The organism is Streptomyces sp. NH27, assembly GCF_056859195.1.
The window spans coordinates 1-19,398 of the sequence record NZ_JACEGK010000080.1; the positions used below are offsets into that span (position 1 = coordinate 1).

Sequence of the window (19,398 nt, forward strand, 5' to 3'; positions counted from 1 at the left end):
GCTCGGCACCGAGAACGGGTCCACCCACCCGCCGTCCTCCGCCGTCGCCCCCAACTCGCGCTGCCGCAGCAGCGCCGCCGTCTCGTACACCTCGTCCGGCACCCCGTCCGGCAGCAGCTGCGCCGCGTCCCGGTCGATCAGCCCGGTGTCCAACTCGCCCGCCACCACCGCCGGATGTGCCAGCAGCCGCCGCAGGAAGCCGGTGTTCGTCTCCAGGCCCAGCACCACCGTGCCGGCCAGCGCCGCCCGCAGCCGGCGCAGCGCCGTCGCCCGGTCCGGGCCGTGCGCGATCACCTTGGCGAGCATCGGGTCGTAGGCGGTGCCGACCTCGGTGCCCGGCGCCAGGCCGGAGTCCACCCGCACCCCGGGGCCGGCCGGGTCGCGCAGCTCCAGCACGGTGCCCGCCGACGGCAGGAAGTCCACCCCGAGCTCGCCCGGCCGGGCAGTCTCCGCGCAGATCCGTGCCTCGATCGCGTGCCCGGTCAGCGTCACGTCCGGCTGGCCGAAGTCCAACGGCTCCCCGCATGCCACCCGCAACTGCCATTCCACCAGGTCCAGTCCGGTCACCAGCTCCGTGACCGGGTGCTCCACCTGAAGCCGGGTGTTCATCTCCATGAAGTAGTACGCGGCCGGGTCGGCGCCGGGGACGATGAACTCCACCGTGCCCGCGCCGGTGTACCCGCAGGAACGCGCCGCCTGCACCGCTGCCTCGCCCATCGCCGCCCGGGTCGCCGGGTCCAGCAACACCGACGGCGCCTCCTCGATCACCTTCTGGTGCCGGCGCTGCAGCGAGCACTCCCGCTCGCCCAGGTGCACCACATTGCCGTGTGTGTCGGCCAGCACCTGGATTTCGATATGCCGCGGCCGGTCGATCCACCGCTCCACCAGCAGCGTGTCGTCGCCGAACGAGCCGCGCGCCTCCCGGCGGGCCGCCGCGATCTCCTCGGGCAGTTGCGCCGTGTCCCGCACCAGCCGCATGCCCTTGCCACCGCCGCCCGCCGACGGCTTGAGCAGCACCGGCATGCCGATCTCCCGTGCCGCCTCGGCCAGTTCGTCGTCGGTCAACCCGCTGCCGCTGCTGCCGGGCACCACCGGCACCCCGGCGGCGTGCACGGTCTGCTTGGCCCGGATCTTGTCGCCCATCAGCTCGATCGCCTCGGCCGGCGGTCCGATGAAGACCAACCCGGCCTGCGTACAGGCCCGGGCGAAGCCCGCGTTCTCGGCGAGGAAGCCGTATCCGGGGTGGACGGCCTGCGCGCCCGCCGCACCCGCCGCACGGACCAGCTCGGCCGCCGACAGGTAACTGTCCACCCGTACCGCGGTGTCGGCCTCCCGCACATGCCGGGCGCCGGCGTCCGCCTCGGTGAAAACGGCCGCCGACCGCACCCCCGACTCCCGCAGGGTGCGCATCACCCGCACCGCGATCTCTCCCCGGTTGGCCACCAGCACGGTGTCGAACATCGCCGGCCGGCTCGGAGTGGTACTGCTGCTCATCTCGGCCCTCACATCCGGAAGACGCCGTAGCCCGGCGCGGTCGGATCGGCTGCGGGTAGCGGCGCGTTGGCACAGGCGGTCAGCGCCAGACCCAGCACGGTGCGGGTCTCCAGCGGGTCGATCACGCCGTCGTCCCACAGCCGGGCCGTCGCGTAGTAGGCGTTGCCCTGGGTCTCGTACTGCTCGCGGATCGGCGCCTTGAACGCCTCCTCCGCCTGCTCGCTCCACTTCTCTCCGGCGGCCGCCAGTTGGTCCCGCTTCACCGTCGCCAGCACCGAAGCGGCCTGCTCGCCGCCCATTACGGAGATCTTGGCGTTCGGCCACATCCACAGGAAGCGGGGGCTGTAGGCACGCCCGCACATCGAGTAGTTGCCCGCGCCGTAGGAGCCGCCGATCACCACGGTCAGCTTCGGTACCCGCGCGCACGCCACCGCGGTCACCATCTTCGCGCCGTGCTTGGCGATGCCGCCCGCTTCGTACTGCCGCCCGACCATGAAGCCCGAGATGTTCTGGAGGAAGAGCAGCGGGATACCGCGCTGGTCGCACAGCTCGATGAAGTGTGCGCCCTTGAGGGCGGATTCGGCGAACAGGATGCCGTTGTTCGCCACGATCCCGACCGGGTGGCCCTGGATGTGGGCGAACCCGGTGACCAGGGTGGTGCCGTACTCCGCCTTGAACTCCGCGAAGCGGCTGCCGTCCACCAGCCGGGCGATCACCTCCCGCACGTCGTACGGCGTACGGGAGTCCGCCGGCACCGCTCCGTACATCCCCGCCGGGTCCACCGCGGGCGGCTCGGCTGGCCGCACCGTCCACGGCGGCGCGCCCCGGGCGGGCAGCGTGGCCACGATGTCGCGGACGATGCTCAGCGCGTGCGCGTCGTCCTCGGCGAGGTGGTCGGTGACGCCGGACGTCCGGGAGTGCACCTCGCCACCGCCGAGTTCCTCGGCGGTGACCACCTCTCCGGTGGCGGCCTTCACCAGAGGCGGGCCGCCGAGGAAGATCGTGCCTTGGTTCCGCACGATGACAGCCTCGTCGCTCATCGCCGGGACGTAGGCTCCGCCGGCGGTGCACGAACCCAGCACCGCGGCGATCTGCGGGATGCCGCGGGCCGACATGGTGGCCTGGTTGTAGAAGATCCGGCCGAAGTGGTCGCGGTCGGGGAAGACTTCGTCCTGCCGGGGGAGGAAGGCGCCGCCGGAGTCCACCAGGTAGACACACGGCAGCCGGTTGTCGAGCGCGATCTCCTGGGCCCGCAGGTGCTTTTTCACGGTCACCGGGTAGTAGGTACCGCCCTTGACGGTGGCGTCGTTGGCCACCACCACGACCTCGCGGCCCGAGACCCGGCCGATGCCGGCGATCACCCCCGCGGCGGGCGCCTGGCCGTCGTACATCCCGTCGGCGGCGAGCGGGGCCAGTTCGAGGAAAGGGGAGCCGGGGTCGAGCAGGCCGTCCACGCGGTCCCTCGGCAGCAGCTTTCCCCTGGACGTGTGGCGTGCGCGCGCCTTCTCCCCACCGCCGCGTCGTGCGGCGGCAAGCTTGTCACGCAGAGTCGCCATGAGTGCGGTGTGCGCCTGCGCGTTGGCGCGAAATGCCTCTGATGCCGGATCTGCGGCACTGGTCAGGGCGGGTGCTGCCATGGGTCGGCCCCCCGGTGTGTTAGCGAGCGTTAACTTGATGACTCCACGTTAACGCTCGCTAACGGGATTGTCTAGACTCGATTTCATGAGTCCGACGAAGGCTGTGGAAAACCGGCGCGAGCAGATCCTCCGAGAGGCCGCGCGGCTCTTCGCCGAGCGCGGGTTCCACGGAGTCGGCGTGGATGAGATAGGGGCCGCGGTCGGCATCAGCGGCCCCGGCCTGTACCGGCACTTCGCCGGGAAGGACGCGATGCTCGCCGAACTACTGGTCGGGATCAGTGGACGGCTGCTGGCCGCGGGCCGGATGCGGGTCGCCGAGAGTGCTGAGCCCGCCGAGGCGCTGGACGCGCTGATCCGCGGCCACATCGACTTCGCGATCGACGACCGGCCGCTCATCACCCTGCACGACCGCGAACTGGACCGGCTGCGCGACTCCGACCGCAAACTCGTCCGCCAGCTCCAGCGGCAGTATGTGGAGGAGTGGGTGGCGGTGGTCCGCCGCGTGTACCCGGGCGCCACCGAGCTGGAGGCCCGCGCCGCGGTGCACGCGGTGTTCGGCCTGCTCAACTCCACGCCCCACCTCGGCGCGCAGTCCGGCCTGCCCGACCGCGCCGGGATGGCCGCCCTCCTGCATCGCCTCGCGCTCAGCGCCCTGGACGCCCTCGACGGCGGCCCCGCCCTGGACAGCGGTGACGACCGGCGGGTAACTTTCTGAGCGCTTGCTTAATTCTCGGATGGGAGGCGCGCTGTGCGTCGTACGGTGTTCAACGAGGACCACGAAGCGTTCCGCGAGACGATACGCGCCTTCGTCGAGGCCGAGGTCGTCCCCGTCTACGACGACTGGCTGGCGGCCGGGCAGGTGCCGCGGGAGTTCTACTACAAGCTCGGCGAGCTGGGCGTCTTCGGCATCGAGGTGCCCGAGGAGTTCGGCGGCGCGGGCGAGAACAGCTTCAAGTTCCAGGCCGTGATCAGCGAGGAACTTGCCCGCGCAGGCGTCAGCTTCGGCGGCAGCAGCGTGCACGTCGGCCTCTGCCTGCCGTATGTGATGGCGTACGGCACCCAGGAGCAGAAGAAGCGCTGGCTGCCGGGCTTCGTCAGCGGCGAGACGATGTTCGCCATCGCGATGACCGAGCCCGGCACCGGCTCCGACCTGGCCGGCATGAAGACCACCGCGAAGCTCGCCGACGACGGCAGCCACTACGTCCTCAACGGGGCGAAGACCTTCATCACCGGCGGCGTCCACGCCGACCGCGTCATCGTCTGCGCCCGCACCGCACCGCCCACCCCCGAGGACCGCCGCGCCGGCATCTCACTGTTCGTCGTCGACACCAAGTCCGACGGCTACGCGGTCGGCCGCAAGCTGGACAAGCTCGGCCTGAAGACCTCCGACACCGCGGAACTGTCCTTCTCCGACGTCCGCGTGCCGGTGGAGGACCTGCTCGGCGAGGAGGGCAAGGGCTTCTCCTACCTCGACCAAAACCTGCCGCAGGAGCGGCTGGCCATCGCGGTCGGCGCCTACTCCCAGGCCACGGCCGCGATCCGCTTCGCGCAGGCGTACGTCCAGGACCGCACCGTCTTCGGCAAGACCGTCGCGTCCTTCCAGAACACCAAATTCGAACTCGCCGCCTGCAAGGCCGAGGTCGACGCCGCCGAGGCCGTCGTGGACCGCGCGCTCGAAGCCCACGACCTGCGCGAGCTGTCCGCCGCCGACGCCGCCTCCGCCAAACTCTTCTGCACCGAGGTCGCCGCCCGTGTCATCGACCGCTGCCTGCAGTTGCACGGCGGATACGGTTACATGAACGAGTACCCGATCGCCCGCCTGTACGCGGACAACCGGGTCAACCGGATCTACGGCGGGACCAGTGAGGTCATGAAGTCGATCATCGCCAAGTCGATGGGCCTGTGAACGAGAAACCGACCCCCCTGCAGTCGCTGCTCGATCTCCTCGACTTGGAGCGGATCGAGCAGGACATCTTCCGCGGCTTCAGCCGCTCGGCCGTGGTGCCGCGCGTCTTCGGCGGCCAGGTCGCCGCGCAGGCCCTGGTCGCCGCCGGCCGCACCGTGCCCGAGGAGCGCGCTGCGCACTCCCTGCACGCGTACTTCCTGCGGCCCGGCGACCCGGGCGCGCCGATCGTCTACCAGGTGGACCGGATTCGCGACGGCCGCTCCTTCACCACCCGCCGGGTCGTCGCGATCCAGCACGGCCAGCCGATCTTCCACCTGTCGGCGTCCTTCCAGACGCATGAGGACGGCCTGGAGCACCAGGAGGCGATGCCGTCGGCGCCCGACCCGGAGACGCTTCCGTGCGCCGACGAACTGCTGCCGGCCCACGCCGACAAGTTCCCCGACCCGACGGTCGTCGACCGGCTGCTCGAAGCACGTGCCGCCGTCGACCTGCGCTACGTCGAGGACCCGCCCTTCCTCACCGCGGGCGTGCGCCGCGAGCCGCGCTCCCAGGTGTGGTTCCGCACCCGCGGCAAGCTCGCCGACAACCCCCTGCTGCACGTGTGCCTGGCCACCTATGTGTCGGACATGACGCTGCTCGACTCCGTACTCCTGGCGCACGGGCGCGGCGGCTGGGCGGTCGGCGACGTCGTGGGCGCCAGCCTCGACCACGCCATGTGGTTCCACCGCCCCTTCCGCGCGGACGAGTGGCTGCTGTACGACCAGCAGAGCCCGTCCGCCTCGGGCGGCCGCGGGCTGGGCACCGCCCGCATCTACACCCAGGACGGCGCGCTGGCCGTGTCGGTGATCCAGGAGGGCCTGGTCCGGGTGCCACGCGACTGACGACGAAGTTGAGCGCGACGCACCGCTCCGGTGCCGCGCGACTGCGATCGACGCCGGGCCGCTCGTCCCGGCCGGACCCCGACCACGGCGCCGGCCTGCGCTCGGGTTCCTAGTCGCGGGTCTTGCGGGTTCTGGTCCTTCTGGTCCGGGGGTCGGGGCGGTGTCGGCCGCCGCCGCCGGGCCGGGGGGCCGCTGGACGGCGGCGCAGGTCCGCCGCGTCCAGCAGGTAGGAGGCCATCGGCGCGTAGAAGTGCGGCTGCACGTTGTCGTCGAGTGGCACGCTCACCAGGACGCTGCCCTCGGACTCGCCGACGAACAGCGCCGGGTCGTTGGAGTCCGCGAAGCCGACCGTGTCGATACCGCGCGCGCCCGCGCAGCCCGCCCAGCCGTGGTCGGCCACCACCAGGTCGGGCAGCCCGCGCCCGTCGCGCTCCAGGGCGTTGAGCACCTCGGCCATCGGTTCCGGCGAGTGCGTGTGCACCAGGCCGCCACCCCGGTGCAGCATGAAGACGCCGCCGAGGTAGCGGATCTCGCCACCGTCCGCGTACAGATTCTCCGCCGGCCCGACCACCTGGCAACCGACTGCCCGCAGCGCCCCGGCGAGTATGTTGTGCACTGCAAACAATCCCGCGGGATGCCCGCTGGCCAGCAGGACCGTGGAGCGGTTCTCCGCCGCCTTCTTCAGCACCTCCGCCATTCGGTCCAGACCGTCGACGGTCAGCTCCGGGTCGATGGTGTCCTGTCCGTGGACGTGCTCAGGGTCGGCGACCACCCCGCAGCGCTCCGCCATCAGCTCCAGCACCGCAGACTCCTCGGTCCACCGGTCGCCGAGGTCCAACCCGAACCAGAAGTAGCGGTTGCCCTCGGCGAGCTCCCGGTAGTGGTCGAGGTTGTTCTCGCGCGTGGTGGCGACATCCCCGGCGATCCGGGTGCGTATCAGGTGCGAGACGAGGGCCTGGCGGGTGGGGGTGGCAGGCAGTGGGTCCATGGGCATGGACACATTCTCCCGCCCCCGCGTCCCGGTATGCGACGTGCCCCGGATCGACGCCGAGGCGTAATCACCGTCGCCGATTGGAGGAAGCGTACATTTCTGGGGCCGGTCGGGGCCTTTAGAGTCGGCGGACACCGGCCGTACCGAGAACGGCCAGCCACACCGAGACCAGCCACACTGAGAAGAGGTAGCCACATGAGCAGCGCACAGCCGCGCGGCCCCGTCGACTCCTCGCGTGTACCGCGCTACGCGGGCCCCGCGACCTTCGCCCGGCTGCCCCGGCTCGACGAGGTGGGCAGCGCGGATGTCGCGGTCGTCGGTGTGCCCTTCGACACCGGAGTGTCCTACCGTCCCGGCGCGCGGTTCGGCGGCAACGCGATCCGTGAGGCGTCCCGGCTGCTGCGTCCGTACAACCCGGCGCAGGACGCCGCCCCCTTCGCGCTCGCCCAGGTTGCCGACGCGGGCGACATCGCCGCCAACCCGTTCGACATCGGCGAGGCGGTCGAGACCATCCAAACCGCTGCCGACGACCTGCTGGCGACCGGCGCCCGCCTCATGACGCTCGGCGGCGACCACACCATCGCCCTGCCGCTGCTGCGTGCGGTCGCCCGTCGGCACGGACCGGTGGCTCTGCTCCACTTCGACGCGCACCTCGACACCTGGGACACGTACTTCGGCGCCGCGTACACCCACGGGACGCCGTTCCGGCGGGCGGTCGAGGAGGGCATCCTTGACACCTCGGCGCTCTCCCACGTCGGAACCCGGGGCCCGCTGTACGGCAGGAAGGACCTCGACGACGACGAGAAGATGGGCTTCGGCATCGTCACCTCCGCCGACGTGATGCGCCGAGGCGTCGACGAGGTCGCCCAGCAGCTCCGCGAGCGGATCGGCGACCGGCCGCTGTACATCTCGGTCGACATCGACGTCCTCGACCCCGCGCACGCCCCCGGCACCGGGACCCCGGAAGCCGGCGGTCTCACCTCCCGCGAGCTCCTGGAGATCCTGCGCGGCCTGTCCGGTTGCCACCTGGTGTCGGCCGACGTGGTGGAGGTCGCCCCGGCCTACGACCATGCGGAGATCACCTCGGTCGCCGCCTCCCACACCGCCTACGAGCTCACGACGATCATGGCCCGGCAGATCGCCGCGGCCCGCTGAGTCGTCCGAATCACCCGAAGTGATTACGACCAAGGTCGCACTCATGTGCGACCTTGGTCGTTGGTTTTGTTGCGGGAGGATGAAACGCGCGGTGCCGCGCGTTGGCAGCGTCGGGCAAGCAGAAGCGGCGGCGGGCCGTGGGACGAGCATGGTGGAGGACAGCGTGGCGAAGGCGAGGGCGGGGGCAGCGGTCGAGGACGGCCCCGAGCAGGGTTGGCTCCGGAGGCTGAACGGCTATGCGTGGCGGTACAAGCGCAGTGTGCTGCTGTCGTTCGGCGCGTCCCTTGCGGGCATGGGGGTCACCGCCCTGGTGCCGCTGGTCCCCAAGCTGATCATCGACGACGTGATCGTCAAGCACGACAGGCAACTCGCCCCCTGGGCGATCGCGCTGGTGGTCGCCGCTGTCGTCGTCTACGTACTGACGTACATGCGGCGGTTCTACGGCGGGCGCCTCGCCCTCGACGTCCAGCACGACCTGCGCGACGAGATGTTCCGCTCGATCATGCGGCTCGACGGCCGCCGCCAGGACGAGCTGAGTACCGGTCAGGTAGTCGGCCGCGCCACCAGCGATCTCCAGCTGATCCAGGGGCTGCTGTTCATGCTGCCCGTCATGATCGGCAACCTGCTGCTCTTCCTGCTCTCCCTCGTCGTGATGCTCGTCCTCTCCCCGGTGCTGACACTGGTCGCCCTGGCCGTCGCCCCCGCGCTGTGGTTCATCGCCGACCGCTCCCGCAAGCGGCTCTTCCCCGCCACCTGGTACGCCCAGAGCCAGGCGGCGGCCGTCGCCGGCATCGTCGACGGTTCGGTCACCGGCGTGCGCGTGGTCAAGGGCTTCGGGCAGGAGCAGCAGGAGATGGGCAAGCTGCGGAAGGTCAGCAGCCGCCTGTTCGCCGGCCGGCTGCGCACCGTCCGGCTCAGCGCCCGCTACACGCCGGCGCTCCAGGCGGTCCCCTCGCTCGGCCAGATCGGCATGCTCGCCCTCGGCGGCTGGATGGCCGCCCGCGGCCAGATCACGCTGGGCACCTTCGTCGCCTTCTCCACCTACCTCGCCCAGCTCACCGGCCCGGTCCGGATGCTCACCATGATGCTGACCGTCGGCCAGCAAGCCCGCGCCGGAGTCGAGCGCGTCCTCGAACTCATAGACACCCGTCCCACCCTCGACGAGGGCACCAACATCCTCCCGCCGGGCGCCCCCGCCACCGTCGACTTCGACAACGTCTCCTTCGGCTACAGCGCCCAACGCCCGGTCCTGGACGGCTTCGACCTGAGCATCGAACCCGGCGAGACCGTCGCTGTCGTCGGCGCCTCCGGTTCCGGAAAGTCCACCGTCTCCCTGTTGCTGCCCCGGATGTATGACGTAACCGGCGGCGCCGTGCGGATCGGCGGTGTGGACGTCCGCGAGCTGACCTTCGAGTCGCTGCGGTCCGCGATCGGGCTGGTGCCCGAGGACAGCTTCCTGTTCTCCGACACCGTGCGGGCCAACATCGCCTACGGAAGGCCCGACGCCACCGACGAGGAGATCCTGGCCGCCACCCGCGCCTCCCAGGCGCACGACTTCATCAGCGCACTGCCCGACGGCTACGACACGGTGGTCGGCGAGCAGGGACTGACCCTTTCCGGCGGCCAGCGGCAGCGCGTCGCTCTGGCCCGCGCGATCCTCACCGACCCGCGGCTGCTTCTCCTGGACGACGCCACCTCCGCGGTGGACGCCCGGGTCGAGGCGGAGATCTTCGACGCCCTGCGCCAGGTGATGCGCGGCCGCACGACGCTGCTGATCGCCCACCGCCGCTCCACCCTGGCCCTCGCCGACCGGATCGCCGTCCTGGACGCGGGGCGCCTGGCCGATGTGGGCACCCACGACGAACTGCAGGCACGCAGTCCGCTGTACCGCGCGCTGCTCACCGATCCCGAGGCGCTCGGCGCCGACGTGGTCGACCTAGATGCGGCGGGCGTCGCGGCGTTGCGGAGCGTCGAGCGGTGTGGGCATGAGGCCGCCGACGACGGTACCTGCGCCGACCCGGAGTGCCTGTTGCTGGCCGAGGACGAAGCGGTGGCCGAGGCGGAGTCGGTGCGGGATACGGCCGCGGGCATCACTGCGGAACTGTGGCCCGAGCACCTGCGGGTGACCGAGGAGGACGACCAGGCCGGCGATCCGAGCACGTCGGCGCCGGCAGCCGCGGCAGCACGCAGAACCGCGGCGGGCCCGGGCGGAATGGCCGGCGCGCTCGCGGGGATGCCCACCACCCCGGAACTCCTCGCCAAGGTCGCGGCCTTGCCGCCCGCCCTCGACACCCCTGACGTCGACGAGGAGCAGGCGCGCTCCGCCGACCAGGCGTTCGGGCTCGGTAGTATTCTCCGCGGCTTCCGCACCCCGCTGCTGCTGAGCCTGCTGCTCGTCTCGGTCGACGCCATCGCAGGACTGCTGCTGCCGGTCCTGATCCGGCACGGCATCGACGCGGGCGTACGGCAGCAGGCGCTGCACGCGGTCTGGGCGGCCTCCCTGCTCGGCCTGGCACTGGTCCTGCTGCAGTGGGTGGTGGAGTGGGGCTCGACCCTGCTCACCGGCCGCACCGGCGAACGCATCCTGTACACGCTGCGCGTGAAGATCTTCGCCCACCTGCACCGGCTCGGACTGGACTTCTACGAGCGGGAGTTGTCCGGCCGCATCATGACCCGGATGACCACGGACGTGGACGCCCTGTCCACGTTCCTGCAGACCGGCCTGGTCACGGCGCTGGTCAGCGTGCTGACCTTCGCCGGCATCCTGGTGGCGCTGCTCGCCATCGACGTGCAGCTCGCCCTGCTGGTCTTCGCCACCCTGCCCCTGCTGGTGGTCGCCACCTGGGTCTTTCGCCGCAAGTCCGTGCGCGCGTACGAGTCCGCGCGCGAGCGGATCGCCGTCGTCAACTCCGACCTGCAGGAACACGTGGCCGGTCTGCGCGTGGTCCAGGCGTTCCGCGGTGAGCAGCACGGCGCCCAGCGCTTCCTCAGCCGTAGCGACGAATACCGCACGGCCCGGGTCCGCGGCCAGTTCCTGATCTCGGTGTACTTCCCGTTCGTGCAACTGCTGTCGAGCGTGGCGGCGGCGCTGGTGCTGATCGTCGGCACCCACCGGGTCAACGCGGGCACCCTGACCGCGGGCGCCCTGGTCGCCTACCTGCTCTACATCGACCTGTTCTTCTCCCCGGTGCAGCAACTCTCCCAGGTCTTCGACGGTTTCCAGCAGGCCACGGTCTCGCTCGGCCGCATCCGCGAACTGCTGCGCCGGCCTACCACCACCCCGGAGGCGCGGGACCCGCGGCCGGTGCACCGTCTGCGCGGCGAGATCACCTTCCAGGACATCCACTTCCGCTACGGCGGCGCCGACGCCGCGGGAACCGACGCCCTGGCCGGCATCGACCTGCGAGTGCCCGCCGGCCAGACCGTCGCCTTCGTCGGCGAGACCGGCGCAGGCAAGTCCACGCTGGTCAAACTCGCTGCTCGCTACTACGACCCGACCGGTGGCGCCGTCCTCGTCGACGGCACCGATATCCGCGAGTTCGACCTGACCGGCTACCGACAGCAGCTCGGTGTCGTCCCCCAGGAGCCGTACCTGTTCGCGGGCACCGTGCGCGACGCCATCGCGTACGGACGGATGGACGCGACCGACGCCGAGGTGGAGGCCGCCGCCCGCGCCGTGGGCGCCGACGGGATGATCGCCACCCTTGAAGGGGGCTACCTCCACCAAGTCGCCGAACGAGGCCGGAACCTGTCCGCCGGCCAACGCCAGCTCATCGCCCTGGCCCGCGCCGAACTCGTCGACCCCGCCGTCCTGCTGCTCGACGAAGCCACCGCAGCACTCGACCTCGCCACCGAAGCCCTGGTCAACCAGGCCGCCGACCGGTTGTCCGTGCGCCGCACCACCCTCGTGGTCGCACACCGGCTGAGCACCGCCGCCAGAGCCGACCGGGTCGTGGTCCTCGACCATGGCCGTGTCGTCGAGGACGGCACCCACGACGAACTGCTCACCCGCGACGGGCGGTACGCCGAGCTGTGGCGCACCTTCACCGGCGAGGTCCGTTCAGCGGTCTGACCCGACCACCGAAGCTCCCAAACCGTCACCCGACCCGACCTGCCCCGGGCCGGGCCGGGTGACGAGCCCTACTCACGCCGCCTCCTGCCAGTGCGCCCGAAGCGTGTCGACGGCGGCCGTGATCGCCGGTCGCCGGGCCGCGCCCTTCCGCCACAGCGCGTACACCCGCCGCACTGGAGCCGGCTCCAGCCGCAGCACCCGCACCCCCTCGGGCAGCGGTCCCCGGCCCAGCCGGGGCACCAGCGCGATGCCCAACCCGGCTGCCACCAGCGCGACCTGAGTGCCGTACTCACCGATCTGGTAAGCCATGTCCGGTTCGGTGCCGGACTCCCGCAACGTCCGCACCAGCCAGTCATGGCACACCGAGCCAGGCGGCTGGCAGATCCACCGCTCCCGCGCGATGTCCGTCCGCAGCACCGACTCCCGCGTCCTGGCCAGCGCCCGTCCGGGCCGAACCCATGGTCGGCCGGCGGCCCTTACGACCTGGGGGGTGACAGGGAGCGGGCTCGCGCCGCCCTGCGACTTCGCCTCCGGCGTTGTCGTCGGTCGACGATTCCCCACAGCCTGCGGCGTGGGTGGAGGTGCCCCCGGCGAGCCAGGGGGAGTGCCCCCAGCATCGCCTCCCTCCTCCGCCTTGGATCCGAAGCCACATGACGCCGCTCCCCGATCCACCACTCCCTATTACCCCCCAGGTCGTTAGCGCATCAGGCCGATCAGGCCGACTCCGACAGCAGCCGGACCAGATGGTCCCGCCCGGCCGCCAACAGGCCCGGCAACTCCTCCGCCTGCGGGTACCACCTCTTCTCGTACTCCCAGCACAGCCAGCCGTCCCATTCGGCGCGGCTGAGCACTTCGATCGTCTCCGCCAGTGGCAGCGCCCCCTTGCCGAGCGGCAGCGGCGTCCGGTCCTCCGCCGAGGCGATGTCCTTGACCTGTACATAGCCCAGGTAGGGCGCAAGCGCCGGGTACGTCGAGGACGGCTGCTCCCCGGCCAGCCAGGTGTGCATCACGTCCCAGATCGCGCCCACGGTGTGGTGTCCGACGGTACCCAGCACCCGCGCCACGTCGGCGCCGGACCGGTGCGAGTCGTGTGTCTCCAGCAGTACCCGGACTCCGCGGTCGGCCGCGATCGGCGCCACCGTGGCCAGCCGCCGCTCGGCCAGGGCGTCAGCCTCGGCAGCGGTCAGGTCGCCGCCGCCCGGGAAGACCCGGACGAAGGACGCCCCCAGGTCGGCTGCGAGGTCCACCGCGGCCTCGACCTCGGCAAGCACCGGGCCGTCCTCGCCGGGCGCAGCCACCTTTGCGTAGGCGGCCACGGTGAGGACGGTGATGTCGGCCGCCGCGAACTGCTCGACCACGCGGCCGCGTTCACCTGCGGAAAGCCCCGGGTGTACCGGTTCCTCTTCGCTCGCGCGCAACTCGACGCCGTGGTAGCCGTTTTCTGCCGCGAGCCGCACGACCTGCTCGATGGGCAGCGTGGGAAGTCCGAGGGTGGAGAAGGCGAGTTTCATTCGCCGGACACTAGGCACGGGCCCGCGTGGGGTCAACCGGGACCAGGTGCCCCTGAGCATCGTGTCGCCCGCGTATCACGCCTGATGCGGCCTCCTTTCGACTTCGAAATCGGCTTTGGCTACAGGGCCAGATGCCAGTCCTGGCCCATCAGCTCCCGTCCGAAACTGTGCTGCGACTTCTGGGCGACCAGTTCGAAACCGGCCCGCTCGTAGATTCTGTGGGCGCCGGCCAGCACGTCGTTGGTCCACAGGACAAGTTCGGTGTAGGCGGCCTGGCGGGCGAAGGCGATGCACGTGTCCACCAACCGCCCGCCTATCCCGTGTCCGCGGGCAGCCGGATCGACCAGCAGCAGTCGCAGCCGGGCGGTATCGGGAGCGTCGCCACGCAAGCAGAAGACGCACCCCGCTCGCTCGCCGTCGAGTTCGGCCACCCACATTGCCTCGCGCCGCGGATCGTGAGCCGACGCGTAGTCCGCGACGATGCGCGCGACAAAGGCTTCGTACTCCTCGTCCCAGCCGTGCTCCGTCGCGCACACCGCGGCGTTGCGCTCGATCACCCATCCCAGATCGCCCGAGCGGGGACCGCGCAGGGTCACGCGAGGGCCGGTGGTGATCCGGTGGTCGTCGTGCAGGATCTCCCGGACTGTGCTCATCGCGGCGGTCAGCCGCGGCCGGTCCTCCGGCGCTATCTGGCCGACCAGGGAGCTCACGGCCTCCTGGGAGCGCTCCTCCAGCAGCGAGGCCGCTTCCTTCCCCCGGGTGGTCAGCTCTATCCGCTGCCTTCTTGCGTCCTGCTCGGAGGGTCTGCGCGTGACGAGATGCCGCTCCTCGAACTTCGACAGTATCCGGCTGAGATGGCCCGCGTCGAGCGACAACTCCACCCGCAGGTCGGCCGCGTCCGTGCGTCGCGCGTGCGCGAGTTCGTACAGCACGCGGGCCTCGGTGAGCGTGAACGGTGTGTGCAGGTGGCGGCTGTAGTCGAGCGCGCCGATGAGGTTGGTGTAGAAGCGATTGAATTCGCGGATCTCCTGAATTGCCATGACTGCCCCGGCTTTCGGTATTTCCTTTGCCTGAGTCAAAGGTAGGCCCGTGCTGGCGCTGAGCGGAAGTCCCTTCTTTCAGCCTGTGGATAACTTTCAGCGGGCGGCGTCCGCGGGCGGCGCGGTGGAGCCGCGGACCATCAGTTCGGTGATCACGGTGGCCACCGAACCCGGCGGTGGAGCCGAGCGCCCCAGCACCAACCGGCCGGCCCGCGCGCCGGCCTCCTGGAGAGGGATGCGGACCGTGGTCAGCGCGGGCGAGGCGTCCACGCTGAACGGCAAGTCGTCGAAACCCGCCACCGAGATATCGCCGGGAACGCTCAGTCCGCGGTCGCGCAGGGCGGCGCACACCCCGAGAGCGGCCGTGTCGTTGGCAGCCACGATCGCGGTCACGGATGGGTCCTTGCGCAGGAGTTCCAGCGCGCCGTCGTAGCCGGAGGACCGGTCGTAGCCACCGTGCACCACGGGTTGGCCCGGCAGGTCGCCGAGGTCTGCCCCGTCCGGGGTCTGCGGCGCGAGTCCGTACGCGGCCAGCGCGGCACGGTGGCCTTCGAGGCGGTGCCGAGTCGTACTGCGCTCGACCGGGCCTGCCACGCAGCCGATCCGGCGGTGTCCCAGCGACAGCAGGTGCTCGGTCAGCCGCCGGGCCCCGCCGCAGTTGTCGAAGGCGATGGTCGTGATGCCCGGCGCGGTTTCGGGCAGCGGGGGGCGGCCGCACAGCACGATCCGGGTGCCTGAGGACGCCAGCCGGGCCAGCCGGGCGGCAACCGCGGCGGTGTGCTGTTTGTCCTCGACGGCGCCTCCAGTCAGCACTACACCGGCTGCGCGCTGGCGTTCGAGCAGGGTGAGATAGGTGAGTTCGGCCTCGGGCGATCCGCCGGTGTTGCAGACGACCGCGAGCTTGCCGCCGCCCGGTGGGTTGCCGGGGCCGGCGCCGATTTCGCGCTGGAGGGCGCTGGCGATCAAGCCGAAGAAAGGGTCCGCCACATCGTTGACGAGGACGCCGACGAGATCGGAACTGGCCGCCGCGAGCGCTCTCGCCTGTCCGTTGACGACGTAGTCCAGTTCCGCCACGGCCCGCCGCACCCGTTCTCTGGTGCTGCCGGCCACGGGATAGTTGCCGTTCAGCACCCGGGAGACGGTCGCCGACGACACTCCCGCGCGTGCCGCGACGTCGGCCAGCGTCACTGCCATATCGGTCCTGACCTCCTCGTGCGGCGGCTGGGATCGCGGATCGCCCGGACCGGCGTCGTGTGGCCGCCGACCGCCGCGGCACATGCTCTCACCTCGCTGGCGTGTGTGGCAGCGGCAGTGCCTTCCCGTAGGCCACGATGTCAGCAAGCGCTTACATTCGCATCCAGGAGAGTCTTGTCGACCACCGCCCATGCAAGCTAGCGTGACGAGGAAGAAAGCGCTTGCTATGCATGAATGCCTCATATCCGGCCTTCGCGCCTCATCCCCGACCGCTCAGGAGAGACCCCCATGACACGCAAGACCGTGCGGATCGCCATGAACGGCGTCACCGGACGCATGGGCTATCGGCAGCACCTGGTCCGATCCATCCTCAGCCTGCGCGAGCAGGGCGGCCTCGATCTCGGCGACGGCACGGTGCTGTGGCCGGAGCCGGTCCTGGTCGGCCGCCGCGAGCACGCACTGCGCGCGATCGCCGAGCAGCACGGTATCGAGCACTGGACCACCGACCTCGACGCCGTACTCGCCGACCCCTCGGTCGAGATCTACTTCGACGCGCAGGTGACCTCGGCCCGCGAGGAGGCTGTCAAACAGGCCATCGCGGCAGGCAAGCACATCTACTGCGAAAAGCCGACCAGCACCACGCTGGCCGGGGCTCTGGAACTCGCCAGGCTCGCCACGGCGGCCGGCGTCAAACACGGGGTGGTGCAGGACAAGCTCTTCCTGCCGGGCCTGCGCAAACTTCGGCGCCTGGTCGAGGGCGGCTTCTTCGGCCAGATCCTCTCCGTCCGCGGTGAGTTCGGCTACTGGGTCTTCGAGGGCGACTGGCAGAGCGCCCAGCGCCCCTCGTGGAACTACCGCGCCCAGGACGGCGGCGGCATCGTGGCGGACATGTTCCCGCACTGGGACTACGTGCTGCACGAGCTGTTCGGCAGGGTGCGCAGCGTGCAGGCGCTCACCGCCACGCACATCCCGCAGCGCTGGGACGAGCAGGGCAAGCCGTACGAGGCCACCGCGGACGACGCCGCCTACGGCATCTTCGAGTTGGAGGGCGGCGCGATCGCGCAGATCAACTCCTCCTGGACGGTGCGGGTCAACCGGGACGAACTGGTCGAATTCCAGGTGGACGGCACCCATGGCTCCGCCGTCGCCGGTCTGCGCAACTGCCGGGCCCAGCACCGCTCGGCGACCCCCAAGCCGGTCTGGAACCCCGACCTGCCCGCCACGGAGTCCTTCCGTGACCAGTGGCAGGAAGTGCCCGACAACGCAGACTTCGACAACGGCTTCAAGGCCCAGTGGGAGCTCTTCCTGCGCCACGTGGTGCTCGACGAGCCGTGGCAGTGGGACTTGCTGGCCGGGGCACGGGGCGTGCAACTCGCCGAACTCGGCCTGAAGTCCTCCGAGGAAGGCCGCCGCTTCGAGGTTCCGGAGCTGTCGCTGTGACCATCCTGCTTCCCGACACGTCGGGTGAACCACGTTCCTACCAGCCCAGGTCGGAGTCGGTCGTCCACTCCGCGGGCCTGCCACTTCGCAGCAGAGTCGTGTACTCCGCCGCCCATGTCGTCGCCGACCCGCTGCGCACCGCCGCCGACGCGCCCGCGGCCGTCGACTGGGACGCGACTCTGGCGTTCCGTCGCCACCTGTGGAGCCACGGGCTCGGGGTGGCCGAGGCCATGGACACCGCGCAGCGCGGGATGGGCCTGGACTGGCCGGTCGCGGCGGAACTGATCCGCAGGTCGTCCGCCGAGGCGCATGCGGTGGGCGGTCGAATCGCCTGCGGCGTCGGCACTGACCAGCTCGTCGGTCCCACCGGCTCCATGGTCACCCTCGCCGAGGTCACGGCCGCCTACGAGGAGCAGCTGGCAGTGGTGGAAGCGGCCGGTTCGCAGGCCATCCTCATGGCCTCGCGTGCCCTGGCCTCCGTCGCCAAGGGGCCGGACGACTACCTGGAGGTCTACGGGCACTTGCTGCGGCAGTCCGCGGACCGGGTGATCCTGCACTGGCTCGGCCCGATGTTCGACCCCGCGCTCGCCGGCTACTGGGGCAGCGACGACCTCGACGCCGCGACCGAGACGTTCCTGGAGGTGATCGCCGCCCATCCGGACAAGATCGACGGTGTCAAGATCTCTCTGCTCGACGCGGACCGTGAGGTCGCGCTGCGCCGCCGCCTGCCAGAGGGAGTGCGCTGCTACACCGGCGACGACTTCAACTATCCGAAGCTGATCGAGGGCGATGACGAGGGCTTCAGCCATGCCCTGCTCGGCATTTTCGACCCACTCGCGCCGCTGGCCGCCGCTGCGGTCAGCGCCCTGGACATAGGGGACGCAGCCGGGTTCCGGGGGCTGTTGGACCCGACCGTCGGCTTGTCCCGGCACCTCTTTGAGGCGCCTACCCGCTTCTACAAGACCGGTGTGGTCCTGCTCGCCTGGCTGGCGGGACACCAGGAGCACTTCACCATGGTCGGCGGCCTCCAGTCCGCGCGTTCCCTTCCGCATCTTGCGCGCGCGTACGAACTCGCCGACCGGGTGGGGCTGTTCCCCGACCCCGCACTCGCCGAAGCCCGGATGCGCGGGCTGCTGGCCGTATACGGAGTGGATGCATGACCGAGACCCAGGATGCCGCGCAGGGCATCGCGCGCCTGAGCATCAACCAGGAGACCCTCAAGCAGTGGTCGCTGCCCGAACTCGCCGAGGGCTGCGCGGCCCTCGGCATCACGTCGGTCGGCCTGTGGCGCGCGCCGGTCCAGGAGCACGGCGTGCAGAGCGCGGCCGCGCTGATGAGCGACCACGGGATCACCGTCACCTCTCTGTGCCGGGGCGGCTTCTTCACCGCGTCCGACCCGGCGCGGCGGGCGGCGGCCCTGGACGACAACCGTGCGGCGATCGACGAGGCCGCCACACTCGGCACCGGCACCCTGGTGCTGGTCTCCGGCGGTCTGCCCGAAGGAGACCGCGACATCGCCGCCGCCAGAGAGCGGGTCGCGGACGCGATCGGCACGCTCGTGCCGTATGCGGCGGAGCGCGGTGTGCGGCTGGCAATCGAGCCGCTGCACCCGATGTTCGCCTCGGACCGCTGCGTGGTCTCCACCCTGGGCCAGGCGCTGGACATCGCGGAGCGTTTCGCGCCCGAGCACGTCGGCGTCGTGGTGGACACGTACCACCTGTGGTGGGACGACCGGGCGGAGGCCGGGATCGCGCGCGCCGGTGCGAGCGGCCGGATCGCGTGCTTCCAAGTCGCGGACTGGGTGACGCCGCTGCCCGAAGGAGTGCTGCTCGGGCGCGGGCAACTCGGTGACGGCTGTGTCGATCTGCGGGGATTGCGCGCGCGAGTCGACGAGGCCGGATACCAGGGACAGGTGGAGGTGGAGATCTTCAACCCCGCTTTGTGGGCCAGGAAAGGCACCGAGGTGCTTGCGGAGGTCGCAGACAGGTACCGGCAGCACGTGCTCTGAGAAGATCTTGGAATTTCGTCGTCCGCGATACAACCCTTCTTCCACCTGACGTGTCGTACATGGCATCGG

14 protein-coding genes and 1 pseudogene are annotated in these 19,398 nt (G+C 70.8%); 8 read left to right on the forward strand and 7 right to left on the reverse strand.

The genetic code is table 11. From position 1 onward, the window contains the following. On the reverse strand, positions 1 to 1,461 hold a 1,461-nt coding region (locus AC13HU_RS09555), incomplete at its 3' end, for an acetyl-CoA carboxylase biotin carboxylase subunit (protein ID WP_483041362.1). Between the two features lie 41 nt (positions 1,462 to 1,502). Next, positions 1,503 to 3,131, reverse strand: coding sequence for a carboxyl transferase domain-containing protein (locus AC13HU_RS09560; protein WP_483041349.1), 1,629 nt, complete (start codon positions 3,129 to 3,131; stop codon positions 1,503 to 1,505). Positions 3,132 to 3,216: 85 nt separating this feature from the next. Between AC13HU_RS09560 and AC13HU_RS09565 the strand changes: the two genes are divergently transcribed. Genes AC13HU_RS09565 through AC13HU_RS09575 form a run of 3 tightly spaced genes read left to right on the forward strand, consistent with a single transcriptional unit; the run spans position 3,217 to position 5,918 of the window. After that, entirely contained in the window at positions 3,217 to 3,846 is a 630-nt protein-coding gene (locus AC13HU_RS09565) for an SACE_7040 family transcriptional regulator (protein ID WP_483041350.1), read from the forward strand. Positions 3,847 to 3,879: 33 nt separating this feature from the next. Beyond that, positions 3,880 to 5,037 (forward strand): acyl-CoA dehydrogenase family protein, encoded by a 1,158-nt coding sequence (locus tag AC13HU_RS09570; RefSeq protein WP_483041351.1) that lies wholly within the window; start codon positions 3,880 to 3,882, stop codon positions 5,035 to 5,037. Then, entirely contained in the window at positions 5,034 to 5,918 is an 885-nt protein-coding gene (locus tag AC13HU_RS09575; protein WP_483041352.1) for an acyl-CoA thioesterase, read from the forward strand. Before AC13HU_RS09570 ends, AC13HU_RS09575 begins: the two co-directional genes overlap by 4 nt. 109 nt (positions 5,919 to 6,027) lie before the next feature. Here AC13HU_RS09575 and AC13HU_RS09580 read toward each other — a convergent pair whose 3' ends face one another. Further along, the gene (locus AC13HU_RS09580) at positions 6,028 to 6,912 is read right to left on the reverse strand and encodes a phosphatase (protein ID WP_483041353.1); all 885 of its coding nucleotides are present in this window, start codon (positions 6,910 to 6,912) and stop codon (positions 6,028 to 6,030) included. A gap of 192 nt (positions 6,913 to 7,104) precedes the next feature. Between AC13HU_RS09580 and speB the strand changes: the two genes are divergently transcribed. Further along, positions 7,105 to 8,064, forward strand: a complete 960-nt coding sequence (gene speB, locus AC13HU_RS09585; protein ID WP_483041354.1) for an agmatinase — start codon at positions 7,105 to 7,107, stop codon at positions 8,062 to 8,064. Positions 8,065 to 8,212: 148 nt separating this feature from the next. Beyond that, on the forward strand, positions 8,213 to 12,136 hold the full coding sequence (locus tag AC13HU_RS09590) for an ABC transporter ATP-binding protein (RefSeq protein WP_483041355.1): 3,924 nt from the start codon (positions 8,213 to 8,215) through the stop codon (positions 12,134 to 12,136). Positions 12,137 to 12,208: 72 nt separating this feature from the next. Here AC13HU_RS09590 and AC13HU_RS09595 read toward each other — a convergent pair. The 4 genes and pseudogenes from AC13HU_RS09595 to AC13HU_RS09610 all read right to left on the reverse strand — a co-directional run. Then, positions 12,209 to 12,592, reverse strand: a pseudogene (locus tag AC13HU_RS09595) (LysR substrate-binding domain-containing protein); the annotation flags it as partial. A gap of 257 nt (positions 12,593 to 12,849) precedes the next feature. After that, positions 12,850 to 13,647, reverse strand: coding sequence for a sugar phosphate isomerase/epimerase family protein (locus tag AC13HU_RS09600; protein ID WP_483041356.1), 798 nt, complete (start codon positions 13,645 to 13,647; stop codon positions 12,850 to 12,852). Positions 13,648 to 13,766: 119 nt separating this feature from the next. After that, positions 13,767 to 14,687 (reverse strand): bifunctional helix-turn-helix transcriptional regulator/GNAT family N-acetyltransferase, encoded by a 921-nt coding sequence (locus AC13HU_RS09605; RefSeq protein WP_483041357.1) that lies wholly within the window; start codon positions 14,685 to 14,687, stop codon positions 13,767 to 13,769. A gap of 96 nt (positions 14,688 to 14,783) precedes the next feature. Then, positions 14,784 to 15,881 carry a LacI family DNA-binding transcriptional regulator gene (locus tag AC13HU_RS09610; RefSeq protein WP_483041358.1) on the reverse strand — a complete coding sequence of 366 codons (1,098 nt, stop codon included), beginning with the start codon at positions 15,879 to 15,881 and terminating at the stop codon, positions 14,784 to 14,786. Between the two features lie 288 nt (positions 15,882 to 16,169). On the opposite strand from AC13HU_RS09610, the gene AC13HU_RS09615 reads away from it, so the two are divergent. Genes AC13HU_RS09615 through AC13HU_RS09625 form a run of 3 tightly spaced genes read left to right on the forward strand, consistent with a single transcriptional unit; the run spans position 16,170 to position 19,329 of the window. Continuing rightward, on the forward strand, positions 16,170 to 17,321 hold the full coding sequence (locus AC13HU_RS09615; RefSeq protein ID WP_483041359.1) for a Gfo/Idh/MocA family protein: 1,152 nt from the start codon (positions 16,170 to 16,172) through the stop codon (positions 17,319 to 17,321). Then, positions 17,318 to 18,481 carry a dihydrodipicolinate synthase family protein gene (locus AC13HU_RS09620; RefSeq protein ID WP_483041360.1) on the forward strand — a complete coding sequence of 388 codons (1,164 nt, stop codon included), beginning with the start codon at positions 17,318 to 17,320 and terminating at the stop codon, positions 18,479 to 18,481. Before AC13HU_RS09615 ends, AC13HU_RS09620 begins: the two co-directional genes overlap by 4 nt. Continuing rightward, positions 18,478 to 19,329 carry a sugar phosphate isomerase/epimerase family protein gene (locus AC13HU_RS09625; RefSeq protein WP_483041361.1) on the forward strand — a complete coding sequence of 284 codons (852 nt, stop codon included), beginning with the start codon at positions 18,478 to 18,480 and terminating at the stop codon, positions 19,327 to 19,329. Before AC13HU_RS09620 ends, AC13HU_RS09625 begins: the two co-directional genes overlap by 4 nt. Positions 19,330 to 19,398: the final 69 nt, after the last annotated feature.

What these genes read in the sequence shown, in the direction of transcription:
- AC13HU_RS09565 (WP_483041350.1), top strand. Translation starts at nt 3,217, where the DNA reads ATGAGTCCGACGAAGGCTGTGGAAAACCGGCGCGAGCAGATCCTCCGA.
- AC13HU_RS09580 (WP_483041353.1), bottom strand. Translation starts at nt 6,912, where the DNA reads ATGCCCATGGACCCACTGCCTGCCACCCCCACCCGCCAGGCCCTCGTC.
- AC13HU_RS09625 (WP_483041361.1), top strand. Translation starts at nt 18,478, where the DNA reads ATGACCGAGACCCAGGATGCCGCGCAGGGCATCGCGCGCCTGAGCATC.
- AC13HU_RS09605 (WP_483041357.1), bottom strand. Translation starts at nt 14,687, where the DNA reads ATGGCAATTCAGGAGATCCGCGAATTCAATCGCTTCTACACCAACCTC.
- AC13HU_RS09590 (WP_483041355.1), top strand. Translation starts at nt 8,213, where the DNA reads ATGGTGGAGGACAGCGTGGCGAAGGCGAGGGCGGGGGCAGCGGTCGAG.
- AC13HU_RS09600 (WP_483041356.1), bottom strand. Translation starts at nt 13,647, where the DNA reads ATGAAACTCGCCTTCTCCACCCTCGGACTTCCCACGCTGCCCATCGAG.
- AC13HU_RS09615 (WP_483041359.1), top strand. Translation starts at nt 16,170, where the DNA reads ATGACACGCAAGACCGTGCGGATCGCCATGAACGGCGTCACCGGACGC.
- speB (WP_483041354.1), top strand. Translation starts at nt 7,105, where the DNA reads ATGAGCAGCGCACAGCCGCGCGGCCCCGTCGACTCCTCGCGTGTACCG.
- AC13HU_RS09610 (WP_483041358.1), bottom strand. Translation starts at nt 15,881, where the DNA reads ATGGCAGTGACGCTGGCCGACGTCGCGGCACGCGCGGGAGTGTCGTCG.
- AC13HU_RS09560 (WP_483041349.1), bottom strand. Translation starts at nt 3,131, where the DNA reads ATGGCAGCACCCGCCCTGACCAGTGCCGCAGATCCGGCATCAGAGGCA.